We start from the raw sequence: 25,213 nt of genomic DNA on the forward strand, positions 1-25,213 counted from the left end.
TTTCGTCGCTAAAGAATTTTTTCAACATGATTTTTCCTCCGTTTGTTTTTGTTTTTTAAGATTAAGCCGATGTGATGGCGTCGCTGAGTTCGCTGGCCGCTTTGTTAAAGATGCCTTTAAGGCTGTCGCCGAGTGCCGTGATGGCTACGATGACCGCAACCGCGACGAGTGCGATGATCAGGCCGTATTCGACCATGCCCTGACCGCTTTCGTCGTTGAAGAATTCTTTCAGCATACATTTTCCTCCGTGATTTTTAGATTTTGACAAGCACATAAGAACATTACGGCCGCTGTCGTGTCCGGATGACGCGTTTTATCCGGATTGATAAAAAGGATAACGCAATAGGGGATGAATAATTTGAATATCTATATTAACTCACCCCTTTACGACAACAGGGACACCGCGATGAGCGCAATGGCCAGAAACGGACCCATCGGAACCATGGTTTTTAACCGTTGAACGATCGGAATTCGAAACTGGACCGCGACATAGATTAAAACCAGAATGCCCATCATGGTGATCGCATATAAACTGCCCATCAGTCCGACACAGAAGCCCATTGCAGCGGCGAGTTTGATATCGCCCGCGCCGACTTTTTTGGAAAACAATGCCGGAAGCAGGAAGAGCACGAAGCAGGCGGCGAATCCGCCGAGTGAGGAGAGCCAGTCGATCGTTGTGACACCGGCTGCGCCGAATGCAATGGTCAGTGCCAAAAGAGCAAAGACCAACTCGTTGGGAATGATTCGGTGTCTGGCGTCGATGCAGCTGATGGAGCCGCAAACGAACAGGACAAGATATAAGTAGAGGGTTTCCCAGGTCAGGCCGATACGCCAGCCGATAACGGCTCCGAACAGACCCATGATGATCGGGAGGACGATATGCTCCGCTTTGCCTTCTTTGGACTCGAGACCGCGATTCTTAAGCAGCTGTCTGTTGAGCAATAAAACCGGATAGGACAGCACGGCACCGAGCAGTGCGCAGCAGATGGTTGTGATGATGGTTTGGAGCATTTCTGTCACCTCTTTTTTTGTAATGAGCGGTTCGGGGAGGAAGATCCGAACCGCTTTTTTATACCGCATAAATGCGTTGCGCTTTCGGTAATATTTCGTTGGGCGTTGTAATTCTCTTATTCAACTGTTTTTAAATCGACAAGACGATTACGGTTGGGCGCTTGTGTTAATTGAATTTCCCAAAGGAAGGAGCGCAGCCATTGGATTTGCTTTTTTGTGCGCTCAAGAATATTCATTGCGGATTCACGGCTGACAAACCGCGACGTGATGTTTTTGTAGGAGAAGGGATAGTCGGATATGTAGTAGTAGGACAGGTCAACTAAGAAATCTTCGCAGCTTTTCTTTCCTTCTTCAAAACGCTTTTTGTCGGTTTCATTTGAAAACGTCATTTTCGCAATGAGTTTTGAGAACAGAAAATTGATGTTGTGCGTTTTGGGCGCTTCACTGTCATAATAATAAACATACATGCCCTTGAGTTGGCGTTCAATTGCGGTTTGGCATAAACTGACGACATAAACCCATCGTTCGCTCTGTACCAGCGGACCGATCGTTTCCAGATCATAATTGGTCAGCATAATCCAATAACCGTATTTTTCGGATTTATTCATTTTCTCTCTTTCCTCCCGTCTGGATCACCGGCATCGGCATTCCGTGTGATCTCGGAATTTTTTATTTATCAATGCGGCATTGCCGCGATATGGTTCGAAACGTGTCAACAGAAGAAAATTTCCCTAAAGATGCTGTATGCCGGTACCGGGCAAATCTCAATCTTTTAGCGCGGATGAATTCCACGGTCTGAGATTCGTTTGCCGGCATCGGCGATACGGGGCTTATTGAACGGATGGCTGTATTGTTCATCGTGGTTTCGGTGTTTGTTCACTCGATGAAAGTTCAGCTGTTCATATTTTATTTGCCCCCGTAGCGACAGCGCCGGTTGATCGTTGCTATGCTGTCAGCTCAATGCCGTGATGTACAATCTCTTCTACGATTCCGCACGGGTCTTCGAGTTCGTCAAGCGTGAACGCTTGGACCTGTATTTCTTTTTCCGGATCCGTGCAGATGTTGACCAGTTTTCTGTATTCATCCAGAAGGCAGTTCTTTTTGATATCAAAGAACACTGCGATGTCGATATCGCTCTGTGCGTTCGCAGTACCTTTTGCGTAGGAACCGAAAAGCACAATCTTTGCCACGCCTTCAAGACCTCTCATTTGTTCGATACACCGCAAGACCAGCGTTCTCTCTCTCTTCGGTAGGAAGTCGGCTGCGGCCATTGTTGGTCACCCCCTTGTTTGGTTGCGTTTGAATTGATTAAACAACAAAAAAGCAACTCGACTCTTAAAGATGCCAAGTTGCTGTCACTCGTTATTACCCGAGAGATATCCCCGGAATATATTGAGATTCGGCAACTGGCTGCCATTGGCTTTCGCCTTTAGGCCCTTTAGCTTTGCGTCGCCCGCTTTCACGGGTTTTGCCTTTTTCGTGGGGACAAGATCGCTTGTCCGCCTTTATAATAAGCGCTGGGGAAATGTTTGTCAAGGGGGTAAATGGAAAAATAATTAACAAATATAATCCTTCGGATATGTGCAAATTATACAAAAATGGGCATAATTAGCGTTTTTCTCGGCAAAAAAGATCAATTTATCATCTGAAATTTGAGAGATTTTTTTGCGTTTTTATGTTATAATAGATACAAAGGAACCGGTATGTACATGATGACGTACAGTGAAAAAGTACGTTATGGTTGCCCGTCCCTTACGTTTCGAAGAGTTTTATGGAGGCGGAAATGGATATTAAGATCAAAATCGTCGAAATGGAAGAAGTGAGTTCGACCAATGACGAATTGAAAAAAATGGCGGCTGCCGGTGAACCGGAGGGTTGTGTTCTTATTGCAAAACGGCAAACCGCAGGGCGGGGCCGCAGCGGACGGAATTTTTATTCTCCGGACGGCGGATTATATATGAGCATTCTCCTGCGTCCCAAGACAAGAGGGTTTGATGCAACGACCGCAACTGCTGCTGCGGCAGTGGCGGTGGCAAAATCCATCGGAAAACGGGCGGGTATTAAATGGGTCAACGACGTTTTAATCGATGAAAAAAAGGTCTGCGGTATTTTGACCGAGGCGGTTTTCGGCGCGGGCACAAAACCGGAATATGTGATTGTCGGCATAGGTATCAATTGTTATGAGCCTGCAGGCGGATTTCCTGATGAAATCAAAAATATCGCCGGCGCCGTATTTCAAGAGGAAGAAGGCGATCCCGAACGGCTGCGTCAAACGGTGCTCAATACGTTCTTTGAATTGTATTCCGGTGGAAAGACAAAAATCGGACGGGAATACCGCGAACGCTGCGTAACGCTGGGAAAGCGCATTGAAGTCCAGCGGGGGGAGGAGATTGTCAGCGGTACGGCGGTGGCGATCGGGGATGATTTTAAACTGCTTTTACGTACGGATGCCGGCAAGGTTGTCTGGATGTGTTCGGGTGAAATTCGCGCGTAATATACATAACGTGGTAATACAATAGATAAAAAGGGCGCACGGGATTTTCCCGTGCGCCTTTTCGTAACAGAAGAATTAAAGATGAACCGGTTTACCGATTACAGCCGATTGATTGGCCGCGAGGGTGACTTTCAAGGTCTCGACGGCGGTGTGATAGGTCGAACGGAGTCCGCTTGCGTCACCGGATTTAACCGCGTTGACAAAAGCGGTGTTTTGGATCAGGAAAAGATCGGGTTCCGGCATAATGGTCTCTTTATGCCCTTTGCCGTAGTCGATTTCCAAACCCATATCCCAGGAACTGAACTTGCAGCGGGTGGTTTTAGAGGAGATGACCATGCCGATGTCGATCTCATCCTGCGCGAAGCAGCCGGTCGAGAAGTTGCCGATCGCGCCGTTTTTGAATTTTGCATTGACGATAAAAGCGTCGTCTACGTCATATCCCGGTACCTCGGTCATATAGCCGGTGGCGGCAAACGCCGAGACCTCGGTGATCCCGCCGGCCATATAGAGCGCGGCGTCGACGAGGTGGGTGCACTGTTCGGTGAATTGGCCGCCCGACTGCGCTCTGGTGCGCCACCACATCGGACCCGGCATCGGACAGACCCATCTTGCGTTTAAAAGTGCGGGTTTATCCGGGGAATTCGCAAAGAGGTTTTTCACATATCCGACGCTGCCGCAATACCGCATCAGATAACCCGAAGCGGCGATGGTTCCGGCCTCTTCAAATGCGCACTCGACGGTCAGTGCGGTTTCGAGGTCGTTTGCGACGGGCTTTTCGATAAAGACCGCAGGGACGGCTTTGGCGCAAAGCAGTTCAATTTCACCGTGAACATGCGGCGGTGTCAGGATATAGACCGCGTCGAGTTTCTCTTTCGAGAGCATTTGACGGTAATCGCCGTAAGGATTTCCGCCGGTTTTCGCCGTGATCTTTTCGGCTTTTTCGAGAGAAGTCCCGGCGACGGCGGAAATTTCAACGCCCTCGATTTTTTGCAGAGAGCCGATGTGCGCAGCGGAGACCCAACCGGTTCCGATAATACCGATTTTCATTTGAATATGCCTCCTTTAATATTTCAGCACGACCTGAATGATGTCGGCAGGGTGTTTGTCGACGAGTTCATAGGCCGATGCGACTTTGTCGTAGGGGATGATGTCGGTGATCAGATTGCCGAGTTTCAATTTTTGAATCAACTCGACACAGGTTTGTTTTCTGCGCTCGGTGTCCCACATATGGCGGATTTTCGGATTGATCCAAACCATCTGGGAGCAGCGGATCGCCACGCGGTTGTGGTGGAATTCCTCCGCGAGGTTGAGATCGGAACAGGCGCCCTGATACCAGCTCAGTGCGGTGATCGTGGTGTCGGGCGCGGCGACCCGAATCGCGTTGTGCAGCCCTTTGACGCTGCCCGAACTCTCGATGACCGAATCAGGTCCTTTTTTGTTTGTGAGCTTTCTGATCTGCATCGCGACGTCGCCCGCCGTCGGATCGAACACTTTGTCTACGCCGTTTGCCAGTGCGGCTTCGCGGCGTTTTTCGAATAAATCGATGCCGTAGACCTCGAGCGCGCCGGACATCTTGACCATCTGCGAGGCCATTTGCCCCAAAACGCCGAGGCCGGAGACCGCGATTTTATCGCCGAGTTTGATCTCGGAATCGAGAATCGCGTTGTAAGAGGTGATAAGGTTGGCGAAGAAAACGCCTTGTTCGGGCTTCAGACCCTCGGGCAGTTTGACCGCATCTTCGGCATTCAAAACGACCTGCGATTGATGCGGAGAGTTCGAGAAGACGATGTCGCCGAGCGCAAACTCCTTGACGTCCGCGCCGATTTCAATGACCTCGCCGACGTTGGCGTAACCCATATACCATACGCCCGGATCGCAGCTGCGGATCGGATAGGTCCAGGCGTCCTGTTCTGCCGGGACGAACAGCTTGGTCTCGGGATCCATCTTGTTTTTAAAAAATGGGGCGACGCCGCGGTAGACGTTCATTTCGGTGCCGTGGCTGAGGCCGGTGTAAAGTGTTTTTGTCCGGACTTGGTTTTTTTGAAGCGGAAAATCAGGCACTTCGGCCAGTGAAACGGTTCTGGGGCCCTCGTAAACCATAACTTTCATAGTAATTCCTCCTGTGAATTGGGATTTCATCTTCATTATAAAAACCCCCGTCGGAAATAACATGAATCCATCTGTGCTGTATTTGCACTCATGTGGTTTCTTGACAGGAGCATTATTTTCGGTATAATAAGGGAAAGGATGCGAAAAGGAGCGGTTGTTATGCGGATGGAATATTATAACGCGGCGGCGGTTGACTGCGATTTCGATCTGCATTATTGCGGCTATGAAGACGTCGTCCCCGATTTTTCCTGCGGTCCGAATGTGCGCGATTGCTTTTTGATTCATTATATTCATAAAGGGAAGGGCTTTTATAAGACCGGCGGAAAAGTCCACCGCATCGATCAAGGGTCGGCGTTCTGCATTTTTCCGCGCGACGTGGTTTGGTATTACACCGACAGTTCCGCCCCATGGTCTTTTTACTGGTTCGCTTTCAACGGGCGTCTGGCGGGAAAACTGCTTGAACGGGCGGGCATATCGCGTGAAAATCCGGTGCTGGCGTTGGGAGAAACCCACAACCTGCCGAAATTGATGGACAGCTTGCTCGCAGAATTTATCGACCAAAAATCGCCGGACGATCTCTTGTTGGTCGGGCATCTTTGCTTTCTGCTGGCGGAACTCGAAAAGTCGGAAAACGCTTTTAAGCCGCGTGCAAATGAAAAAAAGACCTTTGACTACATCGAAAAAGCCATCGGGTACATCCACGCCAATTACCACAGAGAAATTTCGGTTGCGGCGTTGGCGGCTTATGTCGGGCTGGAACGGAGTTATTTTTCGAAACTTTTTAACGCAAACGCGGGGGATCCGCCGCAGACCTATATATTAAAGTACAGAATCGAAAAGGCAAGAGAACTTTTGAAAACCACCGGGCTTTCTGTGAGTGAGATCAGCGAGTGCACGGGTTTTTCCGACGGGTTTTATTTTTCGAGGGCATTTAAAAAGCTCACCGGGTTTTCACCGGCAGCTTTCAGAAAGCAATAAAGGAGGACAAAATGCGGGAACTGATCGGGCAAGTAAGCGAAAATCTGAAGAAAACCGACTTTGATACGTTGTGGAAGGGGTTTCACCGATACCCGTTTGCGCTTTACGATGAAAAGAAGGTGTATCTGGAAAACGGTGAAATCCTCCGCGACGAGCGGTTTTTCGGCAATACGGCGATTGAATATGAGGGCGGAAAGCTGGCCATTTGGAACATTGAGGGTGAACCTGCGAAAGAAGATGCCGAGACATTGACCGCCGACATGGTACACGAGATGTTTCACGCGTTTCAATATGAAAAGGGCGAAAAACGGTTTCCGAATGATTTAAAAACGCTGCTGTATCCGTCCGATATTGAGAATTTCAATTTAAAATACATCGAGAATAAGCTGCTTGCCGATGCATTCGAGACAACAGACTTACCGTATAAAAGGCAGTTGTTAAATCAAATTTGCGGGCTGCGGCAAAAACGCAGAGAGCTGATCGGCGAAATGATCGAGTGCGAATATTTTTCAGAAACCTTCGAGGGCATGGCGGAGTATATCGGCACTTCGGCGCTGAAAATACTATCCGATGAAAAATACACGCAGCGCTGCAAGATTTATATCAGAAAACTGCGGGATTTGAGCGCGTTGCAATTTGACATCCGGCGAATCTCCTATTATTCAGGTGCGGTACTGCTGCTGACGGTAAAAGAACTCGGGATTGATTTTCACCACGATATTTCAGGCGCAAAACAACCGGTCTGGGGATGGATTGCGGATACGCTCTCACCGGAATTGCCGAAGCTTACGGAAGCCGACATCGAGTTGGAGAAAGCCCTGATTAAAACGCGATATGAACATGAAAGCGAAATCGAGGAATTCATCCATTCGTTCGAATCCGTAATGGACGGTGATTTTCTCATCACCGGTTACGACCCGATGAATATGATTCGTGTCAGAGATTACATTCTCTGCAAGACCTTTGTGCGGCTTACCGATAACAAATCAAATACCGCAGAGTCATTGATGGGTCAGACGCTGCTCGAGATGGTTCCCGATTCCGAAAACCGGGTTAAACGCTTTTTCAGAAAATGATTTAATCGGCGACAGACATTGAAAAGCCGTGTCGGCTGTGTTAAAATAAAATTACTTTAAACATCGGTAAGGAGATGTAATTATGGGATTCGGAATTCAACTTTATTCATTGCGCGACGTCATCAAGGATGATGTAGCGGGGACATTGAAAAAAGTCGGCGAGATGGGTTACACCGAGGTCGAGTTTGCGGGATATTACGGGTTGAAACCAGCCGAGATGGCAAAACTGCTCGACGACAGCGGCTTGAAAGCGGTCAGTACGCATGTCGGACCGGACGGCGTGGGTAAAGATTTCGATATGCAAATGGAATATAATCTGGCCGTCGGCAGCACGAATATTGTGTTGGCCAGCGGCGGCATGGAGACGGCCGACGACGTGAAAAAAATCGCCGAACTGCTCTCGAACGCGGCTGAAAAAGGCGCCAAGAGCGGCGTAAAAGTCGGCTATCACAACCACGCCTATGAATTCGAACGCATGGCGGGCAGCAAGCGTTTCATCGACCTGCTGGCGGAAGAATCCGATCCGCGTGTCACGTTTGAATTTGACGTCTACTGGGTGAAATTCGCGGGCGTCGATCCGATGGAGTATGTCAAAAAATATGCCGGCCGCGAAGTGCTGATGCACATGAAGGAACTCGGTATCGTCAACGGCGAAAAGAAAAACGTCGAACTCGGCGATGGCATCATCGATTTCAAATCGCTGATCACAACGGGCAAACAGATCGGGATCAAACACTTTATTGTCGAACAGGAGGGCTACACAATGCCGGTGCTCGACAGCTGCGCGCGTTCCGCACAGGGTGTTTTGAAGCTGGGACTTTTTTAAAACATTATGACTGAGAAAAAAGCGGAGTTCGTCAAACGGCAGATCGAAAACGTCATCGTTGCGCTGGAGAAAAACAATATGCGCGGGTTTTATGCCAAAGACCGCAACGAGGCGCGTGAGATTGCCGCTTCACTGCTCAGCGAGGGCGATACCGTCGGCAGCGGCGGTTCGGTGACGCTTGACGAGTGCGGCATCATCGGCCTGCTGCGCAGCGGAAAATACAACTATCTCGACCGAGGTGTTCCGGGTTTATCAAAGGAACAAATCCGTGAAATTTATATTCAGGCCTTTTCAGCGGACGTGTATCTGTGTTCCGCCAATGCCATCACGTTGGACGGTAAGCTCTATAACGTCGATGGCAATTCCAATCGCGTTGCGGCGCTGTTGTTCGGACCGAAAAGCGTCATCGTGGTCGCCGGATACAACAAAATCGTGCCGGATATCAATGCCGCTGCGAAGCGGGTCAAAACTGTTGCCGCACCCTGTAACTGCATGCGCTTGAACTGCGAGACCTTTTGCCGCGAAAAGGGCGTCTGCTGCGAATCCGATAACGACGAACTCGGCAGCGGCTGCAACAGCGATGCGCGCATTTGCTGTAATTATGTGATCAGCGCCAAACAGCGCCATAAGGATCGGATCAAGGTGATTCTTGTCGGTGAAGAGCTTGGGTATTAAAACATGAAATTCGTCGTTGCGATCGATTCTTTCAAGTCCACGATGACCAGCAAAACCGCCTGTGAGACGGCTGCTTCGGGGATCAAAACGATTTTCCCGGACAGCAAAGTCGTGATGGTTCCGGCTGCGGACGGCGGCGAAGGCACCGTGCGGGCGTTTTTTGCGGTACTCGGCGGTGAAATCGTGAAAAAGGCGGTCACCGGACCCGAATTTCAGCCGGTTGAAGCCGAGTATGTAATTTTGCCAAACGGGACGGCGGTGGTCGAGATGGCCGCCGCTTCCGGTCTGCCGCTTGTGACGGTGAAAAACCCCGAAAAGACGACAACGTACGGCACCGGTGAATTGATCGCCGACGCGATCAGGCACGGATGCAAAAATATCATTTTGGGACTCGGCGGCAGCGCGACCAACGACGGCGCCGTCGGGGCATTGTCGGCACTCGGCGTCAGATTTCTGAAATCCGACGGAAACCCGATCGACCCGACCGGCGGCGGGCTGGCCGAATTGGTTGAAATCGACGCAAGCACGATAAATACAACGGCGAAAAATTGCCGGTTCACCATCGCCTGCGACGTCGAAAACACGCTGTGCGGACCGGAAGGCGCGTCGGCTGTCTATGGGCCGCAAAAAGGCGCGACGCCCGAAATGGTCAGACGCCTTGATGGCAACTTGAAAAAATTTGCGGATATCATCCGAGAAAAAAACGAAAAGGATATTTTGACGCTGAAAGGCGGCGGTGCCGCGGGCGGATTCGCCGCAGGTTTTTCCGCCTTTTTCGATGCGGAACTGAAATCGGGCATCAAACTGCTGCTCGAAACCGTGCATTTCGATGAAATCATCAAAGACGCCGACTATATCTTTACGGGCGAGGGCAGGGTGGACAGCCAAAGCGCTTACGGCAAGGTGATTTCGGGCATCGGAGCGTATGCGCAAAAAGCCGGCGTACCGGTGATTGCGGTCGCAGGTAACGTCTCACCCGATTACGAAGCCGTGCTGCGCCACGGGGTGACTGCCGTTTTCAGCATCAATCATCTGGCAGTGCCGTTTGAAACCGCAAAACTGACTTCGCAAAAGGACTTGCAAGACACGGTGGCGAATATCTGCCGATTGATTCAAGCGGCAAAAAAATAAAATTTTGAAACAGTTAAAAAGACGCGCGCTTTTACAGCGCGCGTCTTCTGTTTTTTCTCCGTTTTGGACTTTACAACTTTGTATGGTCATCTTCGTTTAAAAATTGCATGGTCGCCCGCATGGCTTCTTTAAAGCCGTGAAATAAAAATCCGTGGTCGCCGTTTTCGACAATAACCAGTTTGGCGTTCGGGTATTCTTTCGCCGCTTTCTGTGCATAAGAAATGTTGACAAGGCGATCCGCAGTCCCGTGGCAAATGAGAACGGGCTTTGCAAAAGTGCAGATCTCTTTGAACGGATCGAGTTTTTGCGCATCTGTCGCGAATTTGGCGCCCAGCTTGACAAACAGAGCGCGAAATGTTTGCGGCACATTCTCCGGGTCGAACTTGCTGTTCAGCATTTTGCCACGGCGCGCGTCGTCAGGAATGCAAAGCGCCGGATAATATAAAATGAGCTTATCCACATCGGATTCGCGTTCTGCGGCAAGCAAAGCGGAAACCAAGCCGCCTTGACTGCATCCGGCGAGGATAATTTTTGAGTGATCGATGAAATCAAGAGAGCGCAGCGCGTCAAGAACGGCCGAGAGGTCTGCTTTTTCCGTCAATACGCTCATGTCTGTGGATTTGCCGTCGCTTTTGCTTCTCCCCGAACCGCAGAAATCAAAATACACAGCCGCATATCCCGCTTCCGCAAAACATTCGGCATATTTCTTGGTGTCATGCGTGTTGCTTGCGAAACCGTGGCTGACAATCACAGCAGGCATCTTCCCGGAAAGAGTGGGTTTTAACAGATAGCCGCGTATTTTGAGAGCATCTCTGCCGCATTCGAATTTTTCTTTTGTATATTTCATCTTTTGTTTGTTTACCTCCGATTCCGAGATCGCTTATAAGCAAATTATATCATAGAACATCAATTCAATAAAAGTCCCGTATAAAAAATAAGCACCCACACAAGCAATATGTATTTGTTTTTTCGGATTGATGGAGCTTTGTCCGCGAGCTATCCAAGTTTGGAATACAAAAAGAATCCGGACGCGTTTGCGTCCAGATTTAGTCTGGTGCAGAGAAAAACACCCGCTGCGCGCGTGTTTGGACTTGAACAAGTTCAAGTCCCATACCAAAACAAAAAAGCACTCACTGATGTGAGCACTTTTTCATTTTGGTGCAGAGAAAAACACCCGCTGCGGCGGCTATTGGACTTGAGAGGTCCAATGTCCCAAACGCCGACAAGGTCGGCGTAAAAAAATAAGCCACCCATATAAATATGGATGTCTTATTTTTGGTGCGAGAAACGGGAGCTTGAGAGGTTCAAGTCCCGTATAAAAAAATAAAACACCCACACAAGGTGGGTATTTCATTTTTTGGTGCGAGAAACGGGACTTGAACCCGTATGTCATAGACACACGCCCCTCAAACGTGCGCGTCTACCAGTTCCGCCACTCTCGCATAAAGTTTCGCGGGTCATAATCGGATACGATCCGGTCGGATGATCCGAACCGCGAAAAGTATTTTAACATTATGCGGGAGTTTTGTCAACCGTTTTAAAGAAATTCGTTGTCACTCAGCGGCTGCTTTCGTATTCGGCAATTTTTTCGTTGACTTGCGCGATAAAATCGTTCCAAGTCAAGCGATTTTCGCTGAGAGCGATCGGATAGACATTGTTATATACGATATAATTATCATCAATGTACGGGATTCCGTCGCGCAGCTCAAAAATTGCAAATGCCTGCCAGGTCTTCCGGTCGGTGATTTCCCAATTTCGGTTGATCGCGGAACAACAGTAAACTTTATCGTCTTTGATGAAATAAACGCTGCCCGGTTCATTCATGGAAAAACCCTCTGTGACTTCCGGATACAGCGCGTCGTCGATCGCCTCGTTAAAAGAGCCGATATTGAGTCCGCCGTCGGGTCGAAAGATATAAATGGTAGTGGATTCGGCGGTTTCGTCCGAATATATCGATATGATAATGTCGGGCTCGCTTTGAACCAGAGTGACGTCCAGATTGCCTAAAACCGCGTCATCCGGAATCTTATATTTCTGAAAATGAATCAGTTTGACCACGCCGATCGTTCCGGCGAACACCGCGACGATAATGCCGAATATCAACCAATTTTTTGCTCTGTGACTCATGACAACCATCCTTTCTGTTAATAGAGAAAAGTTGGGGTTTAGATAAACTATTGCATTGCGTAATAGATGATTTGAGCGATTTCGTCATCGGTCATATTGGTGAACTCAATGTGCCAAAAATGACCGTCCTTTTCGAAAATGGCATAACTGTATTGCGAAACCATACCATCGGCATAGATCTTATAGAGTTTGCAGCGGTTATCATCGTCAATAATCGTCCACGCCTCGTCATTGTTGCGCAGATCGCTGTTGTATTCCGAATTCGGGAATTGGAGGGTCAGGCCATCGGTTTTTGAGACGATGGAAAGTACCGTGCGTGTCTCGTCGGAATTATCGACAAACTGAACGCCGACACTGGTCAGGTCAGGCAGTTGATAACCCGTTTCGTCAAACGGTGTATATTTCCGAATTCCGCCGATACTGAAGTTATTAAATAGGGATGCTTCGATGGAAGGGCTGACGCCTATGATGGCCTCCAGTTCTTCCGGGGTATCAATGTCGGTGAGGTCCTCCCAGATGAAATTGGCCTCAACCGTCTCACCGAATTGAATTTGGTTCCACTGCAGGTCAATCTGTTTGACGTTTTTGTTCCCGCTCTTTGTTGTGAGCATGATTGCGGCAAGGGATACAACGATTACACCGACCCAAATCAAGATGATATATAGAATTTTTCGGTCTTTTTTCTGCTGGGAAGTCAGGTCGTCCATCAGTCAACATCTCCGCTCTGTGTAAAAATTGAGGTAATAATCAATCGGATATTGTGCTTGGATACGTTTTCGAAATGAACGGTCCAAATCCGATCGGCAAATTCAAATTTTGAAAAGTAAGCCTGCGAACCCATGAATTTATAGATGCAGAGGTCATGATCCGCGAAAGTCAAGAAATGTCCGCTGTAACTTGCGGGATCGGCGCTGTATGTATTATGAGTCCGATAATCGCTCTCGGTGATCAGTCCCGTGCCCTCAGCCATGATGACCAGAAAGAAATCATCGGGATTTTGATCGTCTTCATAACGAAGACGGATGACAGCTTTAAAATTTCGGCCGTCGCCCTCATCCTGATCGATCAACTCCGCTTTTACGAGGGAATATCCCTCGGGAACATAGGGCGGGAACGGGGGATAATCGAATAGGGCGGTGATGCTCTCCGGGTCATTGATATTGAGGGCCGTGTAGGTGTGGGTTCCGGTGATAACCTTGTAATCGGTCAGACCTTGGACATAATCGGTGTAAAAATAATCTCGAGGATCAAGTGTATGGTCCTTGAACCAAAGCGCTGTAAAAATCGCTATCAATACGACAATTGAGATGGTGATAACGAGTTTAAATGTGCGTTTATTCACAATCACGTTTCCGCTTTTCCCCAAGCGCATTCTATCAGATCTCCTTACACACAGAATTTTCCTGATTATAACATATTTTTGTGATGGTTTCAAGTACAATATCCCCGATTGACTTGACACTTTCCGAGGTTTTAGTGTAAACTTGTTACACATATACAATCCGCGAGGAGGCCGCGAAAATGTTTGATGTGAAATCATACCGTGAAAACGAAGGGCTCAAAGCCGAACCCTTCTTAACCGCCATTGAGACAAAAATTCCCGCCGCAGATTTTTCTCAGCGTTGTAATGCTGTTGCTGATATGCCGAATGGCCCTGAAAAGACTGCTGCCGCACTTTCGCTTTACGCCGAGAGTCAGGCGCTGCCGATCAAGGGCGGACGCACCATCGACCCAGTGACGCCGGAGGAGATTATCAAATGGTGCCCGATTCTTCAGTCACCGTTCCAATACGGGCTTACCGATGAGCAGAAAAATGCACTTGAAAATGCTGATTCGAATTTACGTGGCCTTTCAGCTTATGCGCTTGCCTCGCGGTATATTAAATTACACGGCTTTGCAACGCCCGAAACGGTTTTGACTTTTTTATCCGAACATCCGGATGAATTGACTAATGCGCAAAAGATCGCCGTTTTAAACGCACAGGACGGCAAAACCGCTTATGAAACCGGCAGTTTTTCCAACCCCTTCCGTGCCGATTCCGATGCACTTGCCATCGGCGCCGCGTTTGGCGTGGCATTTGCGCCACAGCCCGAAATCGCCGCTGAAAATGCGATGAAATACACGCTGGTCAGTCACCATAAGGGCGGTGTCTATGCCGCGATGTGGATGGCCGCGATGATTGCCCATGCCTCGACGATCTCCGACCCCGAGGTGTTCACGGTGCGTTCGCTGTCCTGCCTGCCGATTCCGACGGTCTGGTTCCGTGCGGTTTCCTGGATGCAGCGCAATCTCAACTGCAAGGTCAACGCCGACGACTGCGCCAAAGATCTGATTCGGGTTTGCGGTCATGCCGGTCTGACCAGTGACGAAGGCGCGAAAAGCGATCCGACCCCCGATTCAATTCTTTTGGACTTTATCAATAACAGTGCGTTTTCAAATGCGATGGCTGTCGCCGGTGCGCTGTTGTACAGTGAAGGTGATCCTGAAAAAGCCCGTGAAAACGTCAACTTGTTCGGCTGTGATACCACACTTACCCGCCCGCTGGTTCAGGCAGTGGCTGCAATGATGAAATAATATCGATTGAACATCTTTAGGCGCATGCAAAAGAGGTTTTTATGTCCGATGCCGGTAAAAAGAAAATCACCGCTTTGACCGCAATCACGGCCGCTTGTGCGGTTTTTTTCTCTGCGGTTTTCTGGCAGGGGCTGGCGATTCGGACCTATACCGTACATACGAGCAAACTCAAGTCGCCGGTGCGTATCGCGCTGATTACCGATCTGCATGGTTCGCTGTACGGCAGCAGCCAAAAGGATCTGATCAAAGCTGTTAAAAAGCAAAAACCCGATCTTGTGCTGCTCTCCGGCGATATTTTCGATGAATATACCGAGGATGATAACGCCGAACGGCTGTTAACGGCCTTGAGTGCGTTTTATCCGTGCTTTTATATCACCGGCAACCACGAGAATTGGCGCAGCGATACGGCGGAAATAAAAGAATGGGTGCGTTCCTGCGGCATCACGGTTTTGGAAGGAACCGGCGTAACCGTTACGGTGAACAATCAAAAACTGCAGATCTTCGGAGTGGATGACCCCGAGGCTTTTTCCGGTTCGTCCTATTCAGAGAACACCGTGGGGAGCGGTTGGTATCGGCAGCTTGAGACATGCCAAAAAGAAATCGAGGACGGGACATTTTGTATACTGATGTCCCATCGGCCGGAACTGGTTGCGGCTTATGAAAACAGCGGATTCGATCTGGTGTTATCGGGTCATGCCCACGGCGGGCAGTGGCGTATTCCGGGAATTGTCAACGGGATTTATTCTCCCAATCAGGGCTTCTTTCCGCAATTCGCCGGGGGTCTTTATGAGTTGGAAAATACGGATTTGATCGTGAGCCGGGGATTGTGTAAAAATGAAGTTCCCCGGGTGTTTAATCCGCCCGAATTGGTCATTGTGAATATGAAACCGATTTGTCGCTGAGATGCGTTAAATAACGATTTTATAAAGGAAGAAGTTCATGAACAGCAAAAGCAGTAATATATTTGCCGTCGGGAGGAAAGAAAACGGAATCGCCTTTTTGGCGGCCGCACTTTTGATTTTCGGTATGCTCGGGGGCTTGTCAGGTTGTTTCGTCGGCAGTCATGAGTCATCCGAAGAGACGTCGGTTGAAGAAGTTTCATCGGCGGTTTCCTTACAGGGGAATGTGAATATTGCCGATTTCCAACGTTCCGGAACGGCCTCCGTGTGTTTTTATGATGGGCAAATGAATGAAATCACCGCCGATGCGCTTTGGTACGACCTGACGACTATGGCCGTGCTGCGCGTACAGATCGACGGCGATCTTCCCGATTTGATTGCGGTGTATATAACACCGGCCGGAACCGAGACCGCCGATCAGCGGCAGCAGGTCGCGGTAATAGCGCCGACCGGTGACGGAAGTTCGGTGGATATCGCATTGAACGCCAATGAAATACCGGTTTCTTACGGACATCTGGAGGTCTCGTTGAAATACGGGGATGTGGCCTATTTTTCCGATCTCTACAATGTCTTTTACGAGGCCGAATAAGCGGGTTATATGGAATATACACTGTTTATCGCCTGCTTTTCGTTTCCCGTAGGGTGTGACGGCTCGGCACGCCGAACGGATTGCGAAAGAACGGAGCGCCGGGGTCGCCGCTCCCTACTTAAGACGTTGTTTATTTTAAAACGGTGTGTAATCTGCACGGTGCGTCAGGGATGCCGCGCCCTACAAAAAACGGCCTCCTTGCGGAGACCGTTTGTTTTGATTCGTTATTTTACCTGCCCGAGAGCTGCTCTGATAAACGAGACGAACAGCGGATGCGGGCGGTTGGGACGGCTCTTGAATTCCGGGTGGAACTGGACGCCGACGAAAAACGGATTGTCATGGAGTTCCACGGCTTCGACGAGCATGCCGTCCGGAGAGATACCGCTGATGACGAGGCCTTTCTCTTGGAATTCGTCACGATAGTCGTTATTAAATTCATAGCGGTGACGGTGGCGTTCGCTGATATTTTCGGATTTATAGGAGTCGCGCATGATGGTGTCTTTCACAGTCATGCAGGGATAGGCACCCAACCGCATCGTGCCGCCCTTGGTGATGATTTTTTTCTGCTCTTCCATGATGTCGATGACTTTATGTTTGGAGTCAACCGAGAATTCGCCGGAGTTGGCGTCGGTATAACCGCAGATGCTTCTGGCAAATTCGATGGTCATGATCTGCATGCCCAGACAGATACCGAACAGCGGAACGTGATTTTCGCGGGCATATTTGACCGCTTGAATCATACCTTCGATGCCGCGGTCTCCGAAGCCGCCGGGGATTAAGATGCCGTCTGCTTCGGCTAAAACTTCCGCAGTATTTTTTGGGGTAAGCCGTTCGCTGTCGATCCAGAGGATCTTCACTTTCGCACCCAAGCTGCTGCCGGCATGATTAAATGATTCGATGATCGAGAGATAAGCGTCGTGCAGGCGGGTATATTTACCGACCATGGCAATCTTGACGGTACGGGTGCGAGCTTTAATGCCCGCGACCATCTCACGCCATTCGGCCAAATCGGGTTCGGGACAGTCTAGATTCAATTCACGGCAGACCACGCTGTCCAAGCCGTTTTCATGAAGCATCAGCGGCGCTTCGTACAGGCAAGGCAGGGTCAGATTTTCAATGACGCAGTCGCGCTTGACGTTGCAAAACAGTGAGATTTTGGCTTTGATGCTTTCTCCGATGGGGTCATCGGCGCGGGCGATGATGATGTCGGGTGAAATACCCATGGAACGCAGTTCCTTGACCGAATGCTGTGTGGGTTTGGATTTGTGTTCCTCGGAGCCGCGGATATACGGTACCAGCGTCACATGGATGAATAAGCAGTTCTCACGCCCGGCTTCCAGTGAAATCTGACGGATAGCTTCCAAAAACGACTGGCTCTCGATGTCGCCGGTTGTACCGCCGATCTCAGTGATCAAAACTTCTGCACCGCTGTTTTTCGCACCGGCATAAATAAAGTCCTTGATCTCGTTGGTGATGTGGGGGATGATCTGAACCGTCTCGCCCAGATACCCGCCCGCACGTTCCCGATTCAGGACGTTCCAGTAAACCTTTCCGGAGGTCAGGTTTGAATATTTCGTTAAATTCTCGTCGATGAAGCGTTCATAGTGACCGAGATCGAGGTCGGTCTCGGCCCCGTCGTCCGTGACGAAGACCTCGCCGTGCTGAAACGGGCTCATGGTGCCCGGATCGACATTCATGTAGGGGTCAAGCTTTTGCGCGGCGACTTTTAGTCCGCGTTGTTTCAGCAATCGTCCCAGCGAAGCTGCCGTGATACCTTTGCCAAGCCCCGAAACAACGCCGCCGGTCACAAAGATATACTTCGTCATTTCCGTTATCCTCATCTTTCTGTAATTCTTTTGCCGTAAATGGCTGATGCAGCCGAAAACGCCGGACAAGCCGCCGGATACAGCTCACGACCTCAGTTGCTGCGACCGCAGTCGTTTCACAGCATCTTTGCTGTGTAAAAACAATGAACATATTCTATCAAGTTTAGACACTGATTGCAAGAGCAAAATCAAAGATTTTTTAAAATATTTATTTTTTAATTACTATATTTGGCTTTTATGTACAAGTCAAATGACTACATGTTGTTATTTATGTCAATGAAATCCGAATGCTCGATTTCAACCCATACGATAGATGCAGTTATCCTGTTTCAATAGTTCATGCAGAGAACCGATATTCACGTCTTCAAATGAAGAACCCTCTTTAGCAGCGACAACCGCGGCGAGGCCGGCGGCCTCACCCATCGCACAGCAGGGCGCCATAACCCGGATCGGCCCCAAAACATCACGCTCGACACTGATCGAACGTCCGGCGACGATCAGATTGGAGATATTCTGCGGAATCAGACAGCGGTAGGGGATATGGGTGTAGACGGGTTTCTCTTTGCCCGAGAACGGCTGAAGACTCGGCTTTTTGGGGTCGGGCAGATCCCATCCGTAAGAGGAAACCGCAATGCTGTCGTCAAAGATTTGGCCTTTTAAAAGTTCCTCTACGGTTAGGGTGTAATCACCGACGATACGACGGGTCTCACGGATACCGATCACAGGCGCGACGGTTTTCAGACGACTGTTCTCGAATCCGGGGAAATACTTTTTCATCAAGCCAAAGAGTTTTTTAATCTCCTGCCGTCCGTCCGTCATCCCGGCAGTCATCGAATCGGCGTCGGTGCCGTCAATGCCGACTTGGCGGATGGTGTTGATAAAAAACGTATCGGGTTCGGTGATTTGCGAGGAGCAAAAAATTTCATACGGGAAGTCCCATTCGCCTTTTTCACGCAGGGATAAAATCAGTTTTCTGAAGCGCTGCTCGTTGTTTTCAACAATATATTTCACGCATTTTTCTTTGTCGACATGATCGACATGGAATTCGAGAGAGGCGGGTGCGACAAGATGATCTTCGGGACGGCCCGTCACCGTCGGACAGCCGCTCATAAAAGCGACGTCGGCGTCACCGGTGGCGTCGGCAAACCGCGTAGCGGAAATAGCGGACAATCCGCTTTTATTGTGTACGATGAGATGCGTCAGCTTTTCGCCGTCGGTTTTGACGTCGACGATGTCGGTGAAATACAGCAGTTTAACACCGCTGTTCAAACAGATCTGATCGAGTTCGGCTTTCATGGCTTCGATGTCAAACGGCACACCTGCCGCAAGACCCGGAAACCAACCATGCGGATTGATTTTTTTATCAATGGTGTCGGGATCGATCGCGTCATTTTGGGTGATGAGCTTATCGGTAATTTCTTTGAAAAGACCGGCGACATTTCTGGGGAATGGGCCTGACTCACTGAATTTCATACCGCCGAGCAACTGGCAGACAAGTCCGGCTGTGGCGACGCCGCCAAGCATACCGGTTTGCTCAATTAAAATCGTTTTTAATCCGTGCCGTGCGGCGGCAACGGCGGTACAGACCCCGGTTAAACCGCCTCCCGCGACGGCGAAATCGTATTTCATGGTTTCCGGTATGTTTTTCTGGTACAGCATATTCCCTCCGAAGAAATTTGAATTTTCGATTCAGTTTATCATAAATATAGCGTAGTGTCAAAACAGAGGAAAAAGACGCCCGCCGAAAGGCGAGCTTCCGGCGGGTGTCTTATGTGGGGTTTTTAATCGTTAGAAATTATTTTATTGCCTTGCGTTTTTTGGAACCGATCACGGCCAAGCCGGCAAGGGAGAACATCGAGAAGAGCCCGATTGTGATCGCCGCTGTGCCGAGGTTGTCGTTGCCCATGCTGGGAACATCGGTCGGGGTTTGATTCTCGCTGATGGTTGTCGCCGGTTGACTCGATGTGGCAGGCAGGGACGGTTCGGAGACGACTTCAACCGCGGCCCATTTGGCATAGACGGTGACATCGCCTGTGATGTTATACGGGAAGGTGATCTGAGTGCCTGTGCCGTTGTCACCGGAATACCAGCCTTCGAAGGTGAAGCCGTCTTTGGTCGGGGTTCCGGCGCCGTTGATGTATTCGCCATAGCTGCCGGAGATCGAGGCCACGGCGCTACCGCCTTCGGAATCGAAAGTCATCGTAAAGGTACCCGCTGTCCATCTGGCATGAACAGTAATGTTGCCGATGAGGGTGTACGGGAAGTTAACCAACGTACCCGTGCCGTTTTCACCGGTATACCAACCCGAGAAGGTGAAGCCGTAGCGGGTCGGATTGGTGGGTTGTGCGACTTGCGTCCCGTATTCCTGTCTGACAGGGGACACGCTTGTGCCACCGGCAGAGTCGAACATCATTGTATAGCTGTTGATTTGCCACTTGGCATAGACGGTGATGTCATCGGTCAGGGTATACGGGAAGCTGATTGCGTTGCCTTCGACATCAAACCAGCCGATGAAAGTGTAGTGTTCAAGCGTCGGGTCAGCCGGTTTGGCAATTTCGGTATTGAAATTCTGGGTGATCGGAGCAACCGCACTGCCGCCCATGGAATTAAAGGTCATGGTGTACTGGTTGATCGTAAATTGCGCGGTATAGGTTCCTTCGCCTGTCACGGTTTCCGGGAGAACCGGGCTCCAACCGGCAAAGGTATAGCCGTGATCAGCGACGGCAGCCGGCGCGATGGTTGACATCAGTGTGCCGTGATCGACATTTTCCTTGAGAATGTCAGCGGTTCCGCCGTTGATTGTGCCGCCGGTTGTGGTCTTAAAGGTCACATCATAGGTGTTAAGCACGAAGTTTGCAGTATAAGTTCCTGCCGCTGTCACAGTACTGGGGAGCGCAGGGGTCCAACCTGTGAAGGTGTATCCCTCGTCTGCGGTTACGGACGGAACGATGGTTGACATATCGGTGCCGTGGGTGACGCCGCTTCTGAGGATATCCGCAGTGCTGCCGTCGATCTTGCCACCGGTGGTCGTCTTGAAGGTCACATCATAAGTATTGAGTGTGAAGTTTGCAGTATAAGTTCCTGCCGCTGTCACGGTGCCGGGAAGAGCAGGAGTCCAACCCGTGAAGGTGTAACCCTCGTCTGCGGCCACGGTCGGTGTGATGGTCGACATGCTTGTGCCATGATTGACGCCGCTCCTGAGGATATCTGCAGTACCGCCGTTGATTGTGCCGCCGGTGGTTGTTTTGAAGGTCACATCATAGGTGTTAAGCGTGAAGTTGGCAGTATAAGTTCCTGCTGATGTCACAGTGCCGGGAAGAGCAGGAGTCCAACCCGTGAAGGTGTAACCCTCGTCTGCGGCCACGGTCGGTGTGATGGTCGACATGCTTGTGCCATGATTGACATTGCTTCTTACAACATCTGCAGTACCGCCGTTGATTGTGCCGCCGGTGGTCGTCTTAAAGGTTACATCGTAGGTATTAAGCGAGAAGTTGGCAGTGTAAGTTCCTGCTGATGTCACAGTGCCCGGAAGTGCAGGGGTCCAACCCGTGAAAGTGTATCCCTCGTTCGCAGTTACAGTCGGCGTGATGGTCGACATACTTGTACCATAATTAATACCGCTTCTGACGATATCTGCGGTTCCACCGTTGATTTTACCGCCGGTGGTCGTCTTAAAGGTCACACTATAGGTGTTGATCGCCCACTGGGCATACAGGGTTCTGTCACCGTATTCGAGATGCCAATAGCCGGGTACCCAATACGGGAGTCCAAAGCGGTTGTATTCCAAGTGTCCTTCAACCCATTCGGAAACGATGATAAAATCGATTTGATCACCGGGGGCGAAGGATTCACCCGTGCCGTTGCTTTTTGTGTTCCAACCGGTAAAGTGGTAACCGGTTTTTTGAAGAGTGCCTTGGTTTTTCACCGTAATCTTTTCCCAATCCCAACCGGTGGAAGCGGATTGAGAGCCACTGGTACTGCCGTTTCCATTGTAATAAATATGATATTTCAACGGACATCCTGTATCAGTACTCGTGGTGGTTGCAAAAACTGTTGCGGAAAACAGACCTGCAACCATAATCAGCGAAATGAGAAGCGCTGATATCTTCTTCCATTTTTTCATGCTTTGCTCCTTTCGTTTGTTCGTTCCTTCAAGAATCACCTTTTAAGTAATTCATTTGACAATATTCTACCATTTATCGGTTACAAAACGGTTACATTTGTTTCGTTTGGATGTAAAAATTTACTTTTTGTGGAATATTTTTTACAAAAAACAGAATCGCTCAAATCGCAAACAGCGACTTGAGCGATTCTGTTATCCGAATGATTTAAATCTGTTTATTTCTCTGCTCTTAGTTTTCTGTATCCCAGAACTGCAATTCCCGAAATCACCAAAACGGATAAAATAATCACCGTATTTGTAACCGTATTGACTTCTCCGCCCATATCCGGGACACTCGTCGGAGCAGGTGTCGAACTGATCGTGGTCGTTGAAGGAATCGAGGGCGTTGCAGGTGTGCTGGAAGCTGCGGGCACGGACACTTCTACAACCTCATTCTTGCTCCATTTGGCATAGACGGTGGCATTTCCGACGATGTTATACGGGAACACGGCTTTGCTGCCTGTGCCGTTATCGCCCAGATACCAGCCCTCAAACGTATAGCCGTCCTTGGTCGGGTTCGCGGGACTGTTGACGTATTCACCGTAATATCGTGTCTGCGAAGCAACAGCGCTGCCCCCTTCGGAATCGAATTTCAACGTATAGGTGTTGGCAAGCCATTTGGCGTGGACGGTGATGTTGTTTTTAATCGTGTACGGGAAGCTGATCTTGGTTCCGGTTCCCAGAGAACCCGTATACCAGCCGTCGAAGGTGAAACCGTAACGGGTTGGTGATGTGGGTGCGGCGATCTTGGTATTATAGGCCTGGGTGACCGGAGAGACACTCGTTCCGCCTTCGGAATCAAACATCATCGTATAATAATTGATATTCCATTTCGCATAGACGGTAATATCTTCGGTTAGGGTGTACGGGAAAGCGACCGGACTGCCGGTGCCGCCGTCGCCTGTATACCAACCCGCGAAGGTATAGCCCTCTTTGGTCGGACTCGCGGGCTGCGTGACCGTTGTGTTGTAATCCTGAGTCACCGATGCAACATTACTCCCGCCCTCAGAATCAAAGGTCATCGTGAACTGGTTAATTGTCCACTGGGCATAAAGGACTTTGTCTCCGTAAACGGGTTCATCCCAGCCCGGAATCCAAATTCCCCAGAACCAAAAACCGGGATAACTGATAACACCTATGACAAAATCAATCTCATAGCCGGGCGCGTAAGAATCGCCGCTTCCGTCAGATTCCGTGTTCCAATCACTAAAACTATATCCGGTTTTCAGAAGCGTCCCTTGGCCTTTGACGATGGCTTTCTGCCAAAAATCGTACTCGCTACTGTCTGTTTGAGAACCGCCGGTGCTGCCGTTTCCGTCGTAATAGATGTGATAGAACGAGGAGCATGGGTTCGTATCAGCGGATACTGTTGCGGCAAACAGTCCCGCTGCCATAATAATTGCGAGAATTACCGCCGCCGCCTTGGAAAATTTCTTCATTGCATTGTCCCCTTTCAGTTTGTGGTTTATTCTTCGATATTCGGGTTTGACCGTCCCGAATGCGCAACACGGGTGGGAAATTTCGGATTTTCATCCCATCGGAAAAAATCGTAACACAAGTCATTCGCGAAAAAGGTTGTAATATGGACACGGAAAAATTTTTTGATGATTTTATTGTTGAAAAACCTCAGTAATTCGACATACAGAGATATTTATGTTTTTAATTAGAGTGATATGTTTGTATTTACGGGATTATATTTAAATTTTTTGCGCGTGTGATATAATAGGTTATCGAAAAGAGAGGAGTTGAGGACATGTCGGTTATTGCGGCGTTTGCGGTGCCCCATCCGCCGATCATCGTACCCGAGGTCGGCAGGGGAGAGGAAAACAAAATCGCCGAAACTACGGCGGCTTTCGGTGAAGTGATGAAACGCATCGCGGCCTTAAAGCCGGAAACAGTGGTAGTCACCAGCCCGCATTCAGTGATGTATGCGGATTATATTCATATCTCTCCGAGCGGGTTTGCCCGGGGCGATCTGGGACGCTTTCGGGCGGAAAACGTGCGTGTGTCGGCCGACTACGACGCCGAATTGATCGCCGAACTCTGCGCACAGGCTGAAGAAAACGGCGTCGCGGCGGGTACGTTCGGGCAGACCGACCCCGATCTCGACCACGGAACGGTGATCCCGCTGTATTTTTTAAATAAGTTCTATAAAGATTATAAACTCGTCCGCATCGGGCTTTCGGGCATGTCGGCGCTAACCCATTACCGTTTGGGGCAGTGCATCGCCAAAGCAGCGGAGGAACTCGACCGGCGGGTGGTATTGATCGCCAGTGGAGACCTGTCGCACAAACTCAAAGAGAACGGGCCTTACGGTTTTGCGCCAGAGGGCCCGCAGTTCGATGCGCAGATTACAAAAGCATTTTCTGAGGGTGACTTCTCGGCATTGCTCGAATTTTCGCCCGATTTTACCGACGCCGCTGCGGAATGCGGGTTGAAATCGTTTCAGATCATGGCGGGCGCGCTCGACGGCAAAAAGGTCACGCATGAGCTGCTCTCGTATGAAGGGCCCTTCGGCGTCGGCTACGGCGTCGCGGCCTTTGAAGTGATCGGGGAGGATGCAACGCAGAACATCGGCGAACGTTATAAAACAAAGCAGCGGGAAAAGCTCGACAAGGTCAAAGCCGGAGAGGACCCCTACGTCAAACTGGCGCGGTTCACGGTCGAGACCTATGTCATCAGCGGCAAAAAGGCGAACCTGCCCGATGGGCTGCTCCATGAGATGCTTTCGAGAGA

The 25,213-nt window shown here is 49.8% G+C and carries 24 protein-coding genes, 1 tRNA gene and 1 riboswitch; of the genes, 10 read left to right on the forward strand and 15 right to left on the reverse strand.

Going from position 1 to position 25,213, the window contains the following annotated elements:
- Nucleotides 1-61 precede the first annotated feature (61 nt).
- The 4 genes from PK629_06870 to PK629_06885 form a co-directional block, all read right to left on the reverse strand.
- Nucleotides 62-235: a Flp family type IVb pilin gene (locus PK629_06870; protein HOP11195.1), complete on the reverse strand. Its 174-nt coding sequence runs from the start codon at nucleotides 233-235 to the stop codon at nucleotides 62-64.
- Nucleotides 236-384: 149 nt separating this feature from the next.
- On the reverse strand, nucleotides 385-1,011 hold the full coding sequence (locus tag PK629_06875; protein HOP11196.1) for an A24 family peptidase: 627 nt from the start codon (nucleotides 1,009-1,011) through the stop codon (nucleotides 385-387).
- Between the two features lie 116 nt (nucleotides 1,012-1,127).
- Nucleotides 1,128-1,619: a HEPN domain-containing protein gene (locus PK629_06880; GenBank protein ID HOP11197.1), complete on the reverse strand. Its 492-nt coding sequence runs from the start codon at nucleotides 1,617-1,619 to the stop codon at nucleotides 1,128-1,130.
- A gap of 336 nt (nucleotides 1,620-1,955) precedes the next feature.
- Nucleotides 1,956-2,282, reverse strand: a complete 327-nt coding sequence (locus tag PK629_06885; GenBank protein ID HOP11198.1) for a nucleotidyltransferase domain-containing protein — start codon at nucleotides 2,280-2,282, stop codon at nucleotides 1,956-1,958.
- A 127-nt stretch (nucleotides 2,283-2,409) separates the two neighbouring features.
- A riboswitch (cyclic di-GMP riboswitch) is annotated at nucleotides 2,410-2,494 on the reverse strand.
- Between the two features lie 300 nt (nucleotides 2,495-2,794).
- On the opposite strand from PK629_06885, the gene PK629_06890 reads away from it, so the two are divergent.
- Nucleotides 2,795-3,505: a biotin--[acetyl-CoA-carboxylase] ligase gene (locus PK629_06890; GenBank protein HOP11199.1), complete on the forward strand. Its 711-nt coding sequence runs from the start codon at nucleotides 2,795-2,797 to the stop codon at nucleotides 3,503-3,505.
- Between the two features lie 75 nt (nucleotides 3,506-3,580).
- On the opposite strand, the gene PK629_06895 is transcribed toward PK629_06890, so the two are convergent.
- Both PK629_06895 and PK629_06900 read right to left on the reverse strand, forming a co-directional pair.
- Nucleotides 3,581-4,552, reverse strand: a complete 972-nt coding sequence (locus tag PK629_06895; GenBank protein HOP11200.1) for a Gfo/Idh/MocA family oxidoreductase — start codon at nucleotides 4,550-4,552, stop codon at nucleotides 3,581-3,583.
- Nucleotides 4,553-4,567: 15 nt separating this feature from the next.
- The gene (locus PK629_06900) at nucleotides 4,568-5,614 is read right to left on the reverse strand and encodes a zinc-binding alcohol dehydrogenase (protein ID HOP11201.1); all 1,047 of its coding nucleotides are present in this window, start codon (nucleotides 5,612-5,614) and stop codon (nucleotides 4,568-4,570) included.
- A gap of 159 nt (nucleotides 5,615-5,773) precedes the next feature.
- Between PK629_06900 and PK629_06905 the strand changes: the two genes are divergently transcribed.
- The 5 genes from PK629_06905 to PK629_06925 all read left to right on the forward strand — a co-directional run bounded on the left by PK629_06905 (nucleotide 5,774) and on the right by PK629_06925 (nucleotide 10,300).
- On the forward strand, nucleotides 5,774-6,592 hold the full coding sequence (locus PK629_06905; GenBank protein HOP11202.1) for an AraC family transcriptional regulator: 819 nt from the start codon (nucleotides 5,774-5,776) through the stop codon (nucleotides 6,590-6,592).
- A gap of 11 nt (nucleotides 6,593-6,603) precedes the next feature.
- Nucleotides 6,604-7,668, forward strand: a complete 1,065-nt coding sequence (locus tag PK629_06910; GenBank protein HOP11203.1) for a hypothetical protein — start codon at nucleotides 6,604-6,606, stop codon at nucleotides 7,666-7,668.
- 82 nt (nucleotides 7,669-7,750) lie between these two features.
- Nucleotides 7,751-8,494 (forward strand): sugar phosphate isomerase/epimerase, encoded by a 744-nt coding sequence (locus PK629_06915; GenBank protein ID HOP11204.1) that lies wholly within the window; start codon nucleotides 7,751-7,753, stop codon nucleotides 8,492-8,494.
- A gap of 6 nt (nucleotides 8,495-8,500) precedes the next feature.
- Nucleotides 8,501-9,169, forward strand: a complete 669-nt coding sequence (locus tag PK629_06920) for a lactate utilization protein (GenBank protein ID HOP11205.1) — start codon at nucleotides 8,501-8,503, stop codon at nucleotides 9,167-9,169.
- 3 nt (nucleotides 9,170-9,172) lie between these two features.
- On the forward strand, nucleotides 9,173-10,300 hold the full coding sequence (locus tag PK629_06925) for a glycerate kinase (GenBank protein HOP11206.1): 1,128 nt from the start codon (nucleotides 9,173-9,175) through the stop codon (nucleotides 10,298-10,300).
- Nucleotides 10,301-10,370: 70 nt separating this feature from the next.
- Here PK629_06925 and PK629_06930 read toward each other — a convergent pair whose 3' ends face one another.
- From PK629_06930 to PK629_06950, 5 genes are all read right to left on the reverse strand, one after another.
- Nucleotides 10,371-11,147 carry an alpha/beta fold hydrolase gene (locus tag PK629_06930; GenBank protein ID HOP11207.1) on the reverse strand — a complete coding sequence of 259 codons (777 nt, stop codon included), beginning with the start codon at nucleotides 11,145-11,147 and terminating at the stop codon, nucleotides 10,371-10,373.
- A 511-nt stretch (nucleotides 11,148-11,658) separates the two neighbouring features.
- Nucleotides 11,659-11,742 (reverse strand) — tRNA-Leu (locus tag PK629_06935).
- Nucleotides 11,743-11,857: 115 nt separating this feature from the next.
- On the reverse strand, nucleotides 11,858-12,427 hold the full coding sequence (locus PK629_06940; protein ID HOP11208.1) for a hypothetical protein: 570 nt from the start codon (nucleotides 12,425-12,427) through the stop codon (nucleotides 11,858-11,860).
- A 47-nt stretch (nucleotides 12,428-12,474) separates the two neighbouring features.
- Complete coding sequence (locus PK629_06945) at nucleotides 12,475-13,134, reverse strand: hypothetical protein (protein HOP11209.1); 660 nt, start codon at nucleotides 13,132-13,134, stop codon at nucleotides 12,475-12,477.
- Nucleotides 13,134-13,769 (reverse strand): hypothetical protein, encoded by a 636-nt coding sequence (locus PK629_06950; GenBank protein HOP11210.1) that lies wholly within the window; start codon nucleotides 13,767-13,769, stop codon nucleotides 13,134-13,136. Before PK629_06950 ends, PK629_06945 begins: the two co-directional genes overlap by 1 nt.
- A gap of 179 nt (nucleotides 13,770-13,948) precedes the next feature.
- Here PK629_06950 and PK629_06955 point away from each other — a divergent pair, with 179 nt between their 5' ends.
- The 3 genes from PK629_06955 to PK629_06965 are packed head-to-tail and all read left to right on the forward strand — an operon-like array spanning nucleotide 13,949 to nucleotide 16,489.
- Nucleotides 13,949-15,001: an ADP-ribosylglycohydrolase family protein gene (locus PK629_06955; GenBank protein HOP11211.1), complete on the forward strand. Its 1,053-nt coding sequence runs from the start codon at nucleotides 13,949-13,951 to the stop codon at nucleotides 14,999-15,001.
- A gap of 41 nt (nucleotides 15,002-15,042) precedes the next feature.
- Nucleotides 15,043-15,903, forward strand: coding sequence for a metallophosphoesterase (locus tag PK629_06960; protein ID HOP11212.1), 861 nt, complete (start codon nucleotides 15,043-15,045; stop codon nucleotides 15,901-15,903).
- Nucleotides 15,904-15,940: 37 nt separating this feature from the next.
- Nucleotides 15,941-16,489: a hypothetical protein gene (locus PK629_06965; protein HOP11213.1), complete on the forward strand. Its 549-nt coding sequence runs from the start codon at nucleotides 15,941-15,943 to the stop codon at nucleotides 16,487-16,489.
- Between the two features lie 224 nt (nucleotides 16,490-16,713).
- On the opposite strand, the gene PK629_06970 is transcribed toward PK629_06965, so the two are convergent.
- The 4 genes from PK629_06970 to PK629_06985 form a co-directional block, all read right to left on the reverse strand.
- On the reverse strand, nucleotides 16,714-18,315 hold the full coding sequence (locus PK629_06970) for a CTP synthase (protein ID HOP11214.1): 1,602 nt from the start codon (nucleotides 18,313-18,315) through the stop codon (nucleotides 16,714-16,716).
- A gap of 297 nt (nucleotides 18,316-18,612) precedes the next feature.
- Nucleotides 18,613-19,974 carry an FAD-dependent oxidoreductase gene (locus tag PK629_06975; GenBank protein HOP11215.1) on the reverse strand — a complete coding sequence of 454 codons (1,362 nt, stop codon included), beginning with the start codon at nucleotides 19,972-19,974 and terminating at the stop codon, nucleotides 18,613-18,615.
- Nucleotides 19,975-20,110: 136 nt separating this feature from the next.
- A complete protein-coding gene (locus tag PK629_06980) occupies nucleotides 20,111-22,438 on the reverse strand; it encodes an InlB B-repeat-containing protein (protein ID HOP11216.1) in 2,328 nt (775 codons plus the stop codon).
- Nucleotides 22,439-22,653: 215 nt separating this feature from the next.
- Nucleotides 22,654-23,916, reverse strand: a complete 1,263-nt coding sequence (locus tag PK629_06985; protein ID HOP11217.1) for an InlB B-repeat-containing protein — start codon at nucleotides 23,914-23,916, stop codon at nucleotides 22,654-22,656.
- Nucleotides 23,917-24,230: 314 nt separating this feature from the next.
- Here PK629_06985 and amrB point away from each other — a divergent pair.
- The coding region (amrB, locus tag PK629_06990; protein HOP11218.1) for an AmmeMemoRadiSam system protein B at nucleotides 24,231-25,213 on the forward strand (983 nt) is incomplete at its 3' end.

The sequence above is a fragment of the Oscillospiraceae bacterium genome (assembly GCA_035380125.1).
Lineage (GTDB): Bacteria > Bacillota > Clostridia > Oscillospirales > JAKOTC01 > DAOPZJ01.